The sequence below is a fragment of the Candidatus Limimorpha avicola genome (genome assembly GCF_056978975.1).
On sequence record NZ_DBMCYK010000016.1, the window covers coordinates 33,051 to 47,383 of the forward strand.

The following is a 14,333-nucleotide window of genomic DNA, read 5'->3' on the forward strand; positions in this document are numbered from 1 at the left end:
TATGGAAAGCAGGGTTTATCATGGTAAAGTGATTTTGTTCGGTGAATATTCTATGATTTTCGGTTCACCTGCTTTGCTGATGCCTTATTATCCATCTTCGGCACGCTGGCAATATGCAGAGAACAGTAATGATGAATTTGCTATGAGTTCAAGTAGATCTCTATATGACTTTTTGTCATATCTTCTTGAAAATGAAGATGTCAATTCTGTTTTGGACTTGATGGCATTTAAAAAGGATCTGGACGAAGGTTTATATTTCGCTTCAGATATTCCATACGGATATGGAGTGGGTAGTTCAGGAGCTTTGACAGCAGCTGTTTATGAACGTTATTGTATTGATAAGGCTGTTGATAATGTATTGCTCAGGTCTTTACTTGCTTCTATGGAGAATTGTTTCCATTCTACAAGTTCTGGCTTGGATCCCATGCAGTGCTATTATGGCAGACCATTTGTAATAAATGAAGATAAGTCGTTGACAATGTTGGAGAAAGATTTTATGCCTGATGATGTGCATGTCTTTCTTTTGGATAGTAAAGTGAAAAGCAATACAGGACAACTTGTATCATATTTTAGGGAAAGGTATGCAGATAAGGGTTTTTACGTTGATTTTCAACGTTTATATTATCCTAATGTAAAGAAATGTATCACTTCTTTAGTTAATGGAGACAGTAAAGATTTTTATGAAAACTTATCTGAGTTGTCATATTATCAGACAGTTATGATGCGTCCCATGATTCCTGACAGTATGATGCCATATTTTTCTTCTCGAATAGAGACCGAGCATTTTCAAGTTAAGATTTGTGGTTCCGGTGGGGGAGGTTTCTTGCTTGGTTTTGCTGATGACAAAAATAAAGTGAATTGTTTAATGAACAAAAATAAAGAAAAAATTATTTGGTTAATGTAAAATTAAAAAACTATGAAAAGAAAACTTTTAACAATGGCGTTGCTCCTTGCGTTGGGTTTTGTTTCTCAAGCTAAGGACATTAAAGTGACAATCAATGATTTACCTGCAAAAGCACGTGAATTCATCACTACGTATTTCGCAAAACAAAATGTGGTATCTGTCATGAAGGATATTGAAGATAATGAATTTACGGTGCGTTTCGATGATAATACCAAGATAGAGTTTGACAGGAAAGGTGAATGGCTTGACCTTAGCAATAAGGTAAATTGTTTGACAACAGCATTTCTTGTTCCTCAGATTACAAACTATATAGAAAGTAATCATTCCGGCTATTGTGTCAATGAGATTGATAAGGAAAGAAGTAAAGTTAAGATAGAACTGGATAACAATATGGAACTTGTTTTCAGACTTACAGGTGAGTTCCTGTATTATGATGATTGATTAGTATTTTAATGATTTTTAAAAAAACTGTTAGTTGTTGACAACTAACAGTTTTTTTTATCTTCTTTTTATATCGCTTGAAAATTTTTCTGCAAAGATTCTTGCCGCATAACATTCAGGTATAAATATTTTTTCTATGTTCATGGCACCGAGAATGGATTGGTGTGTTTCATCCAAAGCACGGGCATAGATTCTTTTTACTGACAGCTCTTTCAAAGCGGCAACAGTACGTAATGAAGAATCCATACTTTGTCCTATCGCTACTATAGCGCAATCTATTTCATCTAATGGCAATGCCTTCAATGAAGACCGTTCCGTTGCATCTAATATATATGCAAGCGATATTCTGTCTTTTATGTTGTCCACTATATGTTCATTATTATCAACACCGATTACTTCATGACCTTTGTCGATTAATTCTTCGGCAAGAGTTTTGCCAAAATTGCCTAAGCCTATTATTAAATATTTCATATCGTTTTATTTAGTTAATGATAACATTGTCTTTGGGATAACGGTATTTGGTATTGCCTTTTTGTTGAATGACGCTCATCAGTATGGTGATAAGACTGACACGACCAATAAACATTAGCACCGACACTATTATCTTGCTGTTGTCAGCCAATAGTGGTGTTATGTTAAGGCTGGATCCTACAGTACAATAAGCAGAGATGGTTTCAAAGAGAAGACCTTTGGGGGATATTTCAGGCTCCATGGCTACAAGTATAAGGAAGAATACGATGATTGTTATCAAAGATCCGAAAATAGTAGCCGAGGCGCGTCGCACTGACTCTGCCGATAGTTCTCTGTTGAATAGTGTTACGGATGTTTTTCCTCGTATTACTGAGAAGAAATTAGAAATGGCAACAGCAAAAGTATTGACTTTTATACCGCCTGCCGTTGATTGGGAACCACCGCCAATCCACATCAAAACAGAATATACTATGATAGTAAGCAATGAGAAATTGGTTAGGTCCACACTGTTGAAACCTGCGGTTCTCGGTGTTACAGAGTTGAAGAAAGATTGTACTATCTTGTCTTCGATGTCCATGTGGACAAAGGCATTATTCCATTCTAAAATTGCTATTATTATAGTACCGAAAACTATCAAAATGGATGTCGTTACTATGACAATCTTAGTGTTGATATTTGTAAGATGCTGATAACGAATTTGTTTATAATTTTTTTTGAATAATTTCATACAAAAACTCTTTATATGAAATGCCAAGACATTTTTAAAATTGACTAAAATTGGAAAACCTATGCCGCCCAAAATTATCAATATGGAGATTATAATATAAAACCAGTTGTGATTATATAAAATTGCCGGATTGCCGAGGTTGCCTGTCAAAGTAGAGAAACCTGCGTTGCAGAATGCTGAGACGGCATGAAATACAGAGAAGAAAATCTCTTCATTCAAAGTCATATTCATGGTGGAATGAATGCTTATCCATATCAACAATGCTCCTATAGCTTCAATAGTGAATGTGAAAATAAGGATGTTGAGCAATGTGGAGATAAGTGAGCTGAAAGCATCCGAACCTAACATGTCACGTAGAGCAAACTGGTTATAAAGACTTGTGCTACCCATGAAGAAAAGAGCAAAGAAACTTGTTATCGTCATTACGCCAAGTCCGCCTATCTGTATCAATAGCATGATGACTATCTGACCTTCCAGAGTGAAGGTGTGTGCCAAATCAACAGGCGACAACCCTGTTACGCAAACAGCACTTGTTGATACAAAGAGTGCATCAGCTAAGGGCAATCTAAAATGTTCGATTGTAGAACGTGGCAATAATAATAATAAGGTGCCGAAGAAAATTATCAGAGCAAAACCGGCGACCAATAATAATGCCGGATTTGTTTTCTTATTGATAAAATTGACAACGCCTTTGCTAACGTTAAGAACAGCGAAAATGCCTATCAATGCAACGATGAAATATTTGCTTTTCAAAAAATTCCATATTGCAAACCATGATGATGTCTCTGCGACATTGACAAATTTTGCTATCAATGACAAGTAAAACATTACTCCAAGCATAATGGTAAGGAAAATAGTTTTTCTTGTTATTTCTGTCCATGTCAAAATAAGTCTCCCGGTAAAGACAATTAAATAAAACCACCACGTAAAATTATATATCTTACTGATATACAATGTTTCTGTTTCGTCAAGGACAAAACCGTAATCAACGACGGCAGTACCTATTAATACTACAGAGACGAGGAATACCAATAAATCTATCCAAAACTTAATGCTTTTTTGAATCTTTTCAGGTATTTTGTTCGCTAATATGGTGTTCAACATTTGTTATATTTTATGTTGCAAAAATATCAAAATATTTTTCTCAGCAATTGTTTTTATCTTAATATGTCATAATCATACGCCAAAATCGTGCCGTAATTACTGTTAAATAGTCAAATATTCAAACCAATATTGTGAAATACAGGTTATCAATAGTATAGAATATTGATATCGTTTCTTGCATTGCGGAATGTTTCTATACTTTTAGCTTTTATTTTTGTCTTGTAAGCTGTAATATGTTTCAAAGACATGATTCCCTCTAAAGGAATGATACTTTTAATTGGAGTATTAGTGATGGAGATATCTTCCAATGCTGTCAGATTGGAAATGGGTTTAAGATTCTTGACCAAGGTTCCCGATATATTCAAAGAAATAAGATTCAACATGTTTTCCAATGCTGTCAATTCTGCTATTTCAGTATTTTGCAGATTGAGTTTTTTGAGGTTTGTAAGTGTTGACAATGGCATGATGTCGGAAACGGGATTTCCGTTGAAAGAGATTTCTTCAAGCAAAGTGTTGAACTGCAAAGGTGTCAAGTCTTGAATGTAGTTGTCGTTGATAACAACTTTTTTAAGGAAAGGCAGTTTGGTGAGAGGTTCAATACTGTTTATCGTGAATGTAGGTTCAACAATGATGCTTTCAAGGTTAGCAATCTCTTGCAATTGCATCTCAGAAGGTTGGGCATCGCAGCTGACATGTTGTCTGAAAATGTCACGCCATGTGGCATCGAGATTGTTCCACCATGTTTTCAACTGGTCGCCTTGATAAAACACTGTCGCCTTAGGTTGTTTTTGTCGGAGATTAAAAACTTGATCATCAGTGACTTTACTGTTTTCAGCAAAAACCATATTGAGGTTATTCAGATTGTATAAAGGAGAAAGATCTTGTATGTTGGTGTTTTGTATGCTTATTTTTTTGATGTTTGTCGATCGTGACAGTGGTGTCAGGTCAGTTACCATTGTATTGTCGAGCACTACGGTTTCCAATTTGTAATGTCCATAAAGAGGATTAATATCTATGACTAAAGAACCGGAGAGATCTATATGTTCGAGATTGGTAAGTCTGATGACAGGTAATATGTCCTGAAAACGGTTGTCAATACGTAAATTTTTGATATTGATGATATTATGCAGTTCTTCCGTTGTTGGGGTTATACTTGTATTACATTGTTCGGCAAGTGTTGCTTTCCAATGTTGAGCTAAATCTTTCCACCATTCATTGAGAGACTCTGTATCAAAAATAACAAGAGTAAAAGGTCTTTTTTCCTTAAACAGGTTTACTTTTTCTGCATTGATATTTGTCTTGTCGCAATATATCTTTGTCAGGAATTTATTGTTTGCCAATGGCATCAAGTCTGAAATACCGGTATTGCTGCAATACAGCACGTTGAGTGAATTAATATCGGAAAGAGGAGACAAGTCTTGTACAATGGTACTGTCTATATTTAAGATTTGTAATGCTTTCAGGTTATAAAGAGAATCTAAATTACTAATAGCAGTATTGCTGACGTCCAAATCGTGGAGGTTGTTTAACCCTTTGATGTCGTTAAGGTCAGATATTTTGGTCCCGTTCAGGTAAAGTGTCTCGAGTTTGATACATTCAGACAGAGTGGATAAATCTGTTATGTTGGTGTTATTAAGTGACAATTTTTCAAGATTTTCAAACAGAGCCAAAGTATTAATACTGTCTATTCGGGTATTGTCGGCTATAAATGTTGTTATGGTATTGACATATCGTAAATCTGATATGTCGTCAATGTAAGTGTTGCTGATGTTTAAAGTTTTGAGTTTATTGAGATTACGTATAGGGAACAACTCTTTCACAATAGTATTGGAGCAATCGAGGTAAGACAGCTCTGACAGTTTTTCCAAAGGTTCGAGATCTCGTATTTCTTCGTTGCCTGATATGTTTACTTCAGTAGTTTTCAGAATGTTGTTGATATAATTGTTTAAAGGTTTAGTGTCGGTGTATATGGTATCATAAACGACTGTTGGTTGATTTTTTTGAACGACAAATATTGTGTCCGGAGTGATATTGTTATATAGGAAAGAGTAAGAAGCCGGGACAGTGTCGGTGGCAAAAACCATGAGAGTGTCCGGAATGATGGTATCTTTATGAACATAACGTATCAGATAGTCATCGGCTATGTTGAACACATCCTTGAGCATGACGGAGTCGTTGACAATAATGTCTTTTCCGAAATATGACTTCCAGGCAGGCGACATCAAAATCCACCAGTTGCGGATCTCTTCTTTGTTATTCGGTTTTGTAGTATAAATACTTGCTATTTTAAGGTCTTTTTTGTTGGGGTCAACATTGATTTCAATAAAACGTTGCTGTGTATTTTTTACGTTATTGCCCAATATATTTACACCTTCCATATTACGGTTGATGATGACTTTGAAGAATGTTTCTCCCTTATCATTGGTTTTAGTTTCTATGTCTTTGATATCAAAGGAGAAAGCGATACTGTCAAAGAAGAAGTCAATATCTTTGAGATAAGCCTGTACATCCTTATAGATAGGCATCATGCGGTTTTCGTCCAGGTCGTCTTCAATTTGTACCTTGTTGTCAACAAATATTTTAGCATAACTGTCTTTAAAAATGATGTCTTTCTCCTGAGGAGTATTTCCCGGATTCCCTATGAATGATAATGTCTCTTCGAGATATTTCATCATGAGAGTTATTTTACCCTTGTATTCAGCAATATCATTATTACTGTTTTTAGTTTGTGAAAAAGCGGAGACACTACCTGCGAATATAAGTAGCAATGTTAGTAAAACCTTCATTATTATACATTATTTAGGTTGATAGAACTTTAACAGTGATGCTTTTTCCTCATCTTTCAGATAAATGAGGTTAGAGATTAGCCAACCGGCATTATGCCCGGTCCTGTTAAACCACGACACCTCAAAATACCAATTTCCTATCTGGAAAATGTGAAACTTGACAGCATCTACATTTTCGAACGTAAGATTGCCGTTCTTTATTTCGTAAAAAAACAATGTCAGATAGTCAGGATAATAATTTTTTGAAGAATAATACTCAATATATTGAGGATTTCTGAAAGCCTTGTGAATATTGAAAAAGTCGAGTTCATGACTCATGGGGTGAAGAAAATGCTTTTCGCGTTCTGCCATCTCTCCGGAAGGGAACATCTTGTTGAATTCCGTAAAGATGACGTTGGTAAGTACCCATTTGGAGCCTAAGTTTTCCTGTTCTACTGTCAGGATTAGACTTATGGAAACAGGTTTGTTTTTCCAAAGGAAAGTAGCAGATACTTCTGAAAACCATTCTCCTCCCAAAAACTCCATGTAGTGCTCTTCATCGGAAGTTACATCGGCGATAAACATGTCACGCAACTTGCCGCTCGTGCGGGGATTCTCACTGTCAAACAAGATAGGAAGAATCTCTGCTCTTCTTTTGTTGTCGCGATATTCCGGACTGTCGGGGTGATATTTTACCCCATATTGATCTTCTTCGTTGTTAAAACGACTGAAAAATTGACTCATCTGTTTGGTCATCATATAAAAATCACTCTCGTCTATTATGTTGTTGCTTATGCTGTATGTTTGACAATCAGCATGATAGAAGATTATGAGCATAATGATTAATGATAATGACCTCAACAAAGATTTCATCTTTTAAATTTTTAGAATTTACAACGAAGGTTTGTCGGCATCAGTGCGTTGTCTCTTTGACTCTCATGTCGCCGAGCAAGACATCCCAGAATCCGATAAGACGTCCGCCTATTTGTGTCTCTTTGCGTTTGACATATATCGTAATGTCTTTCTTGGTAGTGTCTTTATATACCAGTCTGCCTTCTTTATCATAACCTTTGAAGGTCTGGAATATTGTGATGACACCGACATAAGTTCCGTCAGGTTGTCTTTGCAGGTCGGACACATATTCAATATTATACCATTCTATCTCCACTTTGTCATAATTCAGACGCATAAGACGTTCTAAATATTTGCGTACTGAATAATAATTGATTTTCTGGGAGCTGAGTGATGATACTCCTATTTCGGCATCAGGGGCGAACAACTCTTCCACACGTTCTATTACTCTGTTTGCCTCGCTCCATGGAGTGTCTTTTGAACCTACTATCTTGATATATTTGCTGAGGTCTCTTACTTTTTCGAGTGCGAGACTGTCGATTGCCTGTTTACGTTCCGGACTGATATCCTGGGCTTTGACTTCTGTCGATGCGAGCATGAAAACGCCCATCAATACTGCTAAAAATATTCTTTTCATATTATTTATTTCTTTATCAATTCCAATTCAGTTATCTTATTGTTGTCGTCGTATTTTGCCTCATAGATGCGCATCTTGGCTTCTTTGCTGTCTTTCAGATAGTTAAGATATTCAACAGCAGTTGTCGGGCGGTCATAGTCTCCAAAGCTGTTGATACGTATCAATACTATGGCGTCGGGTGATGCAAAAAGTTCCAATGCCTCGTTGATAAGGCTGTTGGCACTTGAAATGCTGCTTGCACCGGCTATTTTGCCGAAATAATCTTCCAATGAGGTCTTGGGAATGTTATTCAACTCTTCCATGCGAAGCCTTTCTTCTTCAGCTCTGCGTTCTTCTTTAAGCTTTTCTTCTTCAGCCAATTTTACATACAATTTTGCATATTCAATGAGTTCGTTAAGTTCAGGGTCATTGAAGTCGCCATTGCTGATTTCTTCAATTCTTGCAATCTGTTGGTCCAATGTCAAATCGCTTTGATCGTTAATGATGGCATTGAGGTCATCTTTTGCCTGTTGCAATTTCATCTCATACTCTTGCTTGAGCATCTTTTTTTTGCTGTTACAGCTACTCGTTCCTCCAATAAGAAACAAGGCTATCAAAGAAACAAATAGAACTTTACCGATATTTCTCATTTTTGTTAATTTAAATTATTTTGCAAAATTACAGTTTTTTTTAAACCCATATATTGATAATTCGATATTATTTTGCATTTTTGTTATCCAAATGAGATACTATAACATACCTATATTTCTTCCGGAACTTGCATGTCCGTACAGATGTGTGTACTGTAATCAGTTCAGCATTACCGGTAAGCAGCATTTTGTTGATAGTGAAGATGTTAAGCATATTATCGATCGACATTTGTCAACATTTGTCGAAGATGAACGTTTTGTTGAAGTCGCATTTTTCGGAGGCAATTTCACGGGGTTGCCGGAATCCATGCAGGATAAATATCTTGAAGCAGTGCAGCCTTATCTTGATGCCGGTCTTGTCGATGGTTTGCGTTGCAGTACTCGTCCGGACTATATAAGTTCGCAACGTGTCAGGACATTAAAACGTTACGGAATGCTCAACATTGAACTCGGAGCACAGACTACTGATGATGAGGTCTTGCGTCTGTGCGGCAGAGGACATACTTTCAAGGATATAGAAGAGGCATCGGCAATGATACTTGCAGAAAATGTCACTCTCGGCTTGCAGATGATGCTCGGTCTTCCGGGAGATACTTTTGAAAAAGATATGAATACAGCATCCGACATTGTGCGTCTCGGAGCTTCTGAGACGAGAATCTATCCTTGCGTGGTGGTGAAAGATACCGTGTTGGAGCAGATGTATCTTGACGGGAGATACGTGCCGCTGACTCTGCAGGAGGCTGTTGGTCAGACGGCTACGCTGTTATCGTATTTTGATGACAACAGTGTCAAAGTGCTGCGTATGGGTCTTCATGCCTCGGAGGAATTGGACGGTGCTGCTTTGGTGGCAGGTCCTTATCATCACAATTTCGCCGAAATGGTACATGGAGAATTGTGGGCACGACGTTTGAACAATATAAAAGAAGATACGGAACACCTTATTATAAAGGTGCCATCTGCACAGTTGAATCATGCCATAGGATGGAAGGCGGCCAACAAGGTGATGTTGCAGCAACGTTACAACAAGGTGGTTTTTAAAACCGATGATACACTGCAAAATGACAGTTTTGTGGTGAATAAGAAACCGGATGTCGTTATCATTGCAGATGCCCGTATGCCTGAGGAGGCAAGGCGAAAGTTGAAAACCATGGGTGAGGTGCTATGGATGAAGGGAGGGAAAGAAGCATATAAGTCGATAAGCGGACACCCCGATATTTTCTTTTTCTGTAAAGACGAAAGAAATTGTAAGACAGTGATATATGCACCTGATGCTCCTGCTAATATTGTAAAGGCTCTTGATAAATATAAGGTATCGTTGAAGAAAGGTGATAAGCCGGTGGGTAAGAAATATCCTTATACGGCACTCTATAACGCCGTAGGAATAGGCGATACTTTTATACATAATACACGCTATAGCGATGCTTCATTGTTGACATTCGGCAGAGAGATATGTGTAAATCAAGGATATACGCGGTGTAACCTGTTGGCTTTGAATGACAAGGCTTTCATCACTTCCGACAAGGGAATACAGAAAAAACTCGAAGAATATGGTTGCGATGTGTTGTACATAGCTCCTGAACAGATAAGGTTGGAAGGACATGATCACGGATTTTTTCCAGGCTGTTGCGGGTTGACAGGAAATAAGGTCGTAGTTTGTGGCAGCACAAAAAACATTCCCGAAAAAGAAAGCTTGGATGCTTTCCTTCAAAAATACGGCATGATTATGATGGAGTTATATGAAGGCGAACTCATAGATGTGGGAAGCATATTCTTTATTTCCTGATATTTGATTATAATGTTATATGATTAATGTATCTTTGCAATAGATTTTAATAATTAGTGACATAAACAGATTCGAGACAATGAGTAAGATATCTTTTTCGGTATGTATGTCGGTATATGAAAGAGACCGTGCTGAGTATTTTGCCATTGCGGTAGAAAGCATATATCATAGACAGACATTGAAACCCGATGAGATAGTATTGGTTGTCGATGGTCCTGTTCCTGAAGATATTATGTCGGAGGTGTCGCGTCTTGAACATGAAATTCCGGTACTTAAGGTCATTTGTAAAAAAAAGAATGAAGGTCATGCAGTAGCGAGACAGACTGCAATAGATGCTGCAACTCATGAGATAATAGCCATAATGGATAGCGACGATATTTCTAAAGAAAATCGGTTTGAATTGCAGATGAATTATTTGCAACGACATCCGGATGTTGCCGTTGTTGGTGGACAGATAATGGAATTTACTGGTGAAGGTAAAATAGTAGGACGCCGCAATGTCCCTGTTGACGATAATGATATCAAGAGATATATGAAGTCGCGCTGTCCAATGAATCACATGACGGTGATGTTTCGTAAGTCAATGATTAATAATATTGGAGGATACATAGACTGGTATTGTGAGGAGGATTATTATCTGTGGATAAGGATGGCTTTGGCAGGATATACTTTTGCTAACATGGAAGAAGTGCTTGTAGATGTGAGAGTCGATGATAATCTTTACGGTCGCAGAGGAGGATGGCGTTATTTCAGGAGTGAGTTGAGGATACAGCGTTTCATGAGAGATAATGGGATGATAAACATCATGAGAATGTGGGTTAATGTCATGGTGCGTTTTGTAACGCAAGTACTTATGCCTAAAAAGTTTAGAGCCTTGATGTTCAAATCGTTGTTTCGTCAAAAGCCATGACGATGTGTTGAAAGAGGAAGATTTTGGGTTTGAATAGATTAAAATAGTGAAATATAGAATTGTTTATAAGTTTTTATAAAAAAAATTTATTTTAATTTTGCGATATTAAAAAAATGATTAAATTTGCACTCTGTATTTCCTACTAATATAGTGTTATGGGAATATGCAGAGTTAGTTAGTGAATGTCAAGTACAAAATGTCGTTGTGATGCAGCACGTTTGTATAAAAGACTTGTCGATAGTCGAAACTGTTGATGCTCGTAAAGTGAATTTTACGGTGTCCCCCAAGTTTGCCATATCATGAAGAGTTCGATACCTGCCGGAGCAAGCAGTGACGAATGTTTTTGGTTTCCAATGAGGGTGGCATACGGGCGTGGTTTTGCCATACGGGAGGTCTTGAAAGAAGAGGGTGTTGAGTACTTCCTGCCTGTTGATAAAAAGATAATACCGGACGAGAGCGGTCCCAAGGTAGTGGAGTCTTTAAAAATCAGTAATCTTATTTTCATACACAGCAGCAAAGACCGGATAACGGAGTTGAAACATAATGACAATTCGTGCAGTTATCTCCGGTTTATGACATATATTCCTCGGGAAGATTTGCGTGCTGACATGACTGACTTCGAGAAGAACGAAGCAAGGAGGATTATCATTGTCGATGATGCTTCCATGCAGCGTTTTATCTTTGTGGTGGAAGAGATGCAGGAGCATGTCACTTTGATGGAGTTTGGCGATGCTTTCAACTACATAGGCAGGCGATGCCGCATCTTGGGAGGCAAGCTCGCCGGCATGGAAGGAGTGTTGCGCCGCGTACAAAACATCCGCCGTGTCTATATAGACCTCAACGGCATCATCACCGCCCAAATAGACTCCATGCCAAGAAATTACATAGAGATATTGGAGTGATGGAATGTGTTTTATTAAAGAGCAGATGACAATAAATTACCAATATTTATAATAAAAATAATTACAATAAATATAATCTATAAAAAATAATACTAGTTATAAATTTTGTATATGTCTTTCCAATAATTGATAAGATATAATATATTGAAATTAATTATTTAAATTTATTATAAATTAATTATCGTTGAGTACACTATTTGTAAAATCTGTTATAATATATGAAAGTATTGGTTACTGGAGGAGCCGGATTTATAGGCTCTAACCTCTGTGAAGCATTGCTTGAAAATGGGGACAATGTAATTTGTCTTGATAATTTTTCAACAGGACATATTGAGAATATTTTGCCGCTGATTGAGAAATATCCGACCACATTCAAATTGATTGTCGGAGATATACGCAATATGAATGACTGCAGGAAAGCCGTGGATGGAGTGGAATATGTACTGCATGAAGCAGCGCTTGGCTCAGTGCCACGTTCAATAAAAGACCCGGTAACGACAAATGAAGTGAATATAGGAGGTTTTTTGAATATGATAATAGCCTCAAGGGATGCCGGAGTGAAAAGATTCATATTCGCCGCCAGTAGCTCAACATACGGGGACAGCAAGACCCTTCCTAAGGTTGAAGATGTAATAGGGAAGCCTCTTTCGCCATACGCCATCACTAAATATGTGAACGAATTGTATGCGGATGTTTTTGCTAAAACATACGGCACCGAATACATAGGGCTTAGATATTTTAATGTTTTCGGACGCCGTCAGGATCCAAACGGAGCGTATGCTGCTGTAATTCCTCTTTTTGTAAAAAAGTTTATGAATCACGAAGCTCCTAACATCAACGGAGACGGGGAATACAGCAGGGATTTTACTTACATAGACAATGTGATACAGATGAACATGTTGGCACTTCAGACACAGAATCCGGAGGCATTGAATCAGATATATAACACTGCATACGGAGAGCGAACCACTCTAAATCAGTTGGTGGCATATCTTAAGGAATATCTTTCTGAATATGACCCTAAGATAGCTAACATAGATGCTACGCACGGTCCCAACAGAGCCGGTGATATCCCGCACTCGCTGGCAAATGTGGATAAAGCGAAAAAATTGTTGGGATATGATCCAAAATATTCCATGAGAGAAGGATTGAAAGAGGCATGTAAATGGTATTGGGAGAATTTGAATGCATGATCTTATATTGATAATGGTCTGAAAAACATTATTGAAGTACAGAATGTTAGCATTTATAAAAAATTACTGGTGTCCAGTAAGAAATTCAACTTCTTTGTAATTAATTTAATATCAAATATATAGTTTCAAAATAATAAATTGAATATGCCATATTTGATTGATGTTAAATAAATTAGATTGATTATTAGATGTCAATTATAAAAATGATATTTTTCTATTGAAGTGTCTGAAGTTATAATTAAAAAACATCATATTTGAGTGATTGAATTTTTTTTATTATTAACTTAATTAAATGTCGGTTTTAACATTGATAAAACAAGACCTTTACAGGTACACTGGAGAAGGAGGATTCCTTAAATCCTACTTTATGATACCTGGTTTCAAGTACACCTTTTTTCTTCGTTTAGTTCAAAGCGCGGGAAAAAGAAAATACTTATTGCCTTTTACCTTGCTGTTCAAGATGAAACTGTTATTAATGCAAAGACATTATGGCATACAGATACCTTGGAATACCAAAATCGGAAAAGGTTTTTATATCGGGCATTATGGTACTATCGTAGTCAATGGAGGTACTATAATAGGCGACAATGTCAATATATCGCAAGGCGTGACTTTGGGACAAGCGAATAGGGGTAAACATAAAGGATGTCCTGTCATCGGGAACGAGGTATATATAGGCCCTGGTGCCAAAATAGTAGGAAAAGTGACGATAGGCAATAATGTGGCAATAGGAGCAAATGCAGTTGTGACAAGCGACATTCCTGACAATGCTTGCGTTGGTGGCGTTCCTGCGAAAATAATATCCATGAACGGGGCGGAAGGGTATGTAAATAGGAAAGTGCAAGAAAAGTAATATTAATTATGAGAAATTTGTTACTGCATATATTGTCTAAAATGCATACTAAGTTGTTAGTTTCGAGAAATAAAAATATCAGCTTAGGTAGAAATACGGTTGTTCACTATAAAAGTCATATTGTAAGCAAATCAAAAGAGAAAATAATAATTGGATAGAACT

At 37.1% G+C, this 14,333-nt stretch carries 14 protein-coding genes; 8 read left to right on the forward strand and 6 right to left on the reverse strand.

Annotation, left to right across the window (positions count from 1 at the left end; genetic code table 11):
- Nucleotide 1: 1 nt before the first annotated feature.
- Both ACZOVS_RS07845 and ACZOVS_RS07850 read left to right on the forward strand, forming a co-directional pair.
- Entirely contained in the window at nt 2-904 is a 903-nt protein-coding gene (locus tag ACZOVS_RS07845; protein WP_483996686.1) for a mevalonate kinase family protein, read from the forward strand.
- A 12-nt stretch (nt 905-916) separates the two neighbouring features.
- Nucleotides 917-1,345: a PepSY-like domain-containing protein gene (locus tag ACZOVS_RS07850; protein ID WP_483996687.1), complete on the forward strand. Its 429-nt coding sequence runs from the start codon at nt 917-919 to the stop codon at nt 1,343-1,345.
- Nucleotides 1,346-1,402: 57 nt separating this feature from the next.
- Here ACZOVS_RS07850 and ACZOVS_RS07855 read toward each other — a convergent pair whose 3' ends face one another.
- The 6 genes from ACZOVS_RS07855 to ACZOVS_RS07880 all read right to left on the reverse strand — a co-directional run bounded on the left by ACZOVS_RS07855 (nt 1,403) and on the right by ACZOVS_RS07880 (nt 8,530).
- Nucleotides 1,403-1,816 carry a potassium channel family protein gene (locus ACZOVS_RS07855; RefSeq protein WP_483996688.1) on the reverse strand — a complete coding sequence of 138 codons (414 nt, stop codon included), beginning with the start codon at nt 1,814-1,816 and terminating at the stop codon, nt 1,403-1,405.
- Nucleotides 1,817-1,826: 10 nt separating this feature from the next.
- Nucleotides 1,827-3,647, reverse strand: a complete 1,821-nt coding sequence (locus ACZOVS_RS07860; protein WP_483996689.1) for a TrkH family potassium uptake protein — start codon at nt 3,645-3,647, stop codon at nt 1,827-1,829.
- 146 nt (nt 3,648-3,793) lie between these two features.
- Nucleotides 3,794-6,433: a leucine-rich repeat domain-containing protein gene (locus tag ACZOVS_RS07865; protein WP_483996690.1), complete on the reverse strand. Its 2,640-nt coding sequence runs from the start codon at nt 6,431-6,433 to the stop codon at nt 3,794-3,796.
- Nucleotides 6,434-6,442: 9 nt separating this feature from the next.
- Nucleotides 6,443-7,285 carry a hypothetical protein gene (locus tag ACZOVS_RS07870; RefSeq protein WP_483996691.1) on the reverse strand — a complete coding sequence of 281 codons (843 nt, stop codon included), beginning with the start codon at nt 7,283-7,285 and terminating at the stop codon, nt 6,443-6,445.
- Nucleotides 7,286-7,325: 40 nt separating this feature from the next.
- Nucleotides 7,326-7,901 (reverse strand): hypothetical protein, encoded by a 576-nt coding sequence (locus tag ACZOVS_RS07875; protein ID WP_483996692.1) that lies wholly within the window; start codon nt 7,899-7,901, stop codon nt 7,326-7,328.
- 5 nt (nt 7,902-7,906) lie between these two features.
- A complete protein-coding gene (locus tag ACZOVS_RS07880) occupies nt 7,907-8,530 on the reverse strand; it encodes a hypothetical protein (RefSeq protein ID WP_483996693.1) in 624 nt (207 codons plus the stop codon).
- A gap of 91 nt (nt 8,531-8,621) precedes the next feature.
- Here ACZOVS_RS07880 and ACZOVS_RS07885 point away from each other — a divergent pair, with 91 nt between their 5' ends.
- The 6 genes from ACZOVS_RS07885 to ACZOVS_RS07910 all read left to right on the forward strand — a co-directional run bounded on the left by ACZOVS_RS07885 (nt 8,622) and on the right by ACZOVS_RS07910 (nt 14,171).
- Nucleotides 8,622-10,313: an elongator complex protein 3 gene (locus tag ACZOVS_RS07885; RefSeq protein ID WP_483996694.1), complete on the forward strand. Its 1,692-nt coding sequence runs from the start codon at nt 8,622-8,624 to the stop codon at nt 10,311-10,313.
- 79 nt (nt 10,314-10,392) lie between these two features.
- A complete protein-coding gene (locus ACZOVS_RS07890) occupies nt 10,393-11,223 on the forward strand; it encodes a glycosyltransferase (RefSeq protein ID WP_483996695.1) in 831 nt (276 codons plus the stop codon).
- A gap of 123 nt (nt 11,224-11,346) precedes the next feature.
- Nucleotides 11,347-11,526 (forward strand): hypothetical protein, encoded by a 180-nt coding sequence (locus ACZOVS_RS07895; RefSeq protein ID WP_483996696.1) that lies wholly within the window; start codon nt 11,347-11,349, stop codon nt 11,524-11,526.
- A complete protein-coding gene (locus ACZOVS_RS07900) occupies nt 11,523-12,125 on the forward strand; it encodes a hypothetical protein (protein ID WP_483996697.1) in 603 nt (200 codons plus the stop codon). Before ACZOVS_RS07895 ends, ACZOVS_RS07900 begins: the two co-directional genes overlap by 4 nt.
- A gap of 218 nt (nt 12,126-12,343) precedes the next feature.
- Complete coding sequence (locus tag ACZOVS_RS07905; protein ID WP_483996698.1) at nt 12,344-13,318, forward strand: SDR family oxidoreductase; 975 nt, start codon at nt 12,344-12,346, stop codon at nt 13,316-13,318.
- Nucleotides 13,319-13,610: 292 nt separating this feature from the next.
- Complete coding sequence (locus tag ACZOVS_RS07910) at nt 13,611-14,171, forward strand: serine O-acetyltransferase (RefSeq protein ID WP_483996699.1); 561 nt, start codon at nt 13,611-13,613, stop codon at nt 14,169-14,171.
- Nucleotides 14,172-14,333 lie beyond the last annotated feature (162 nt).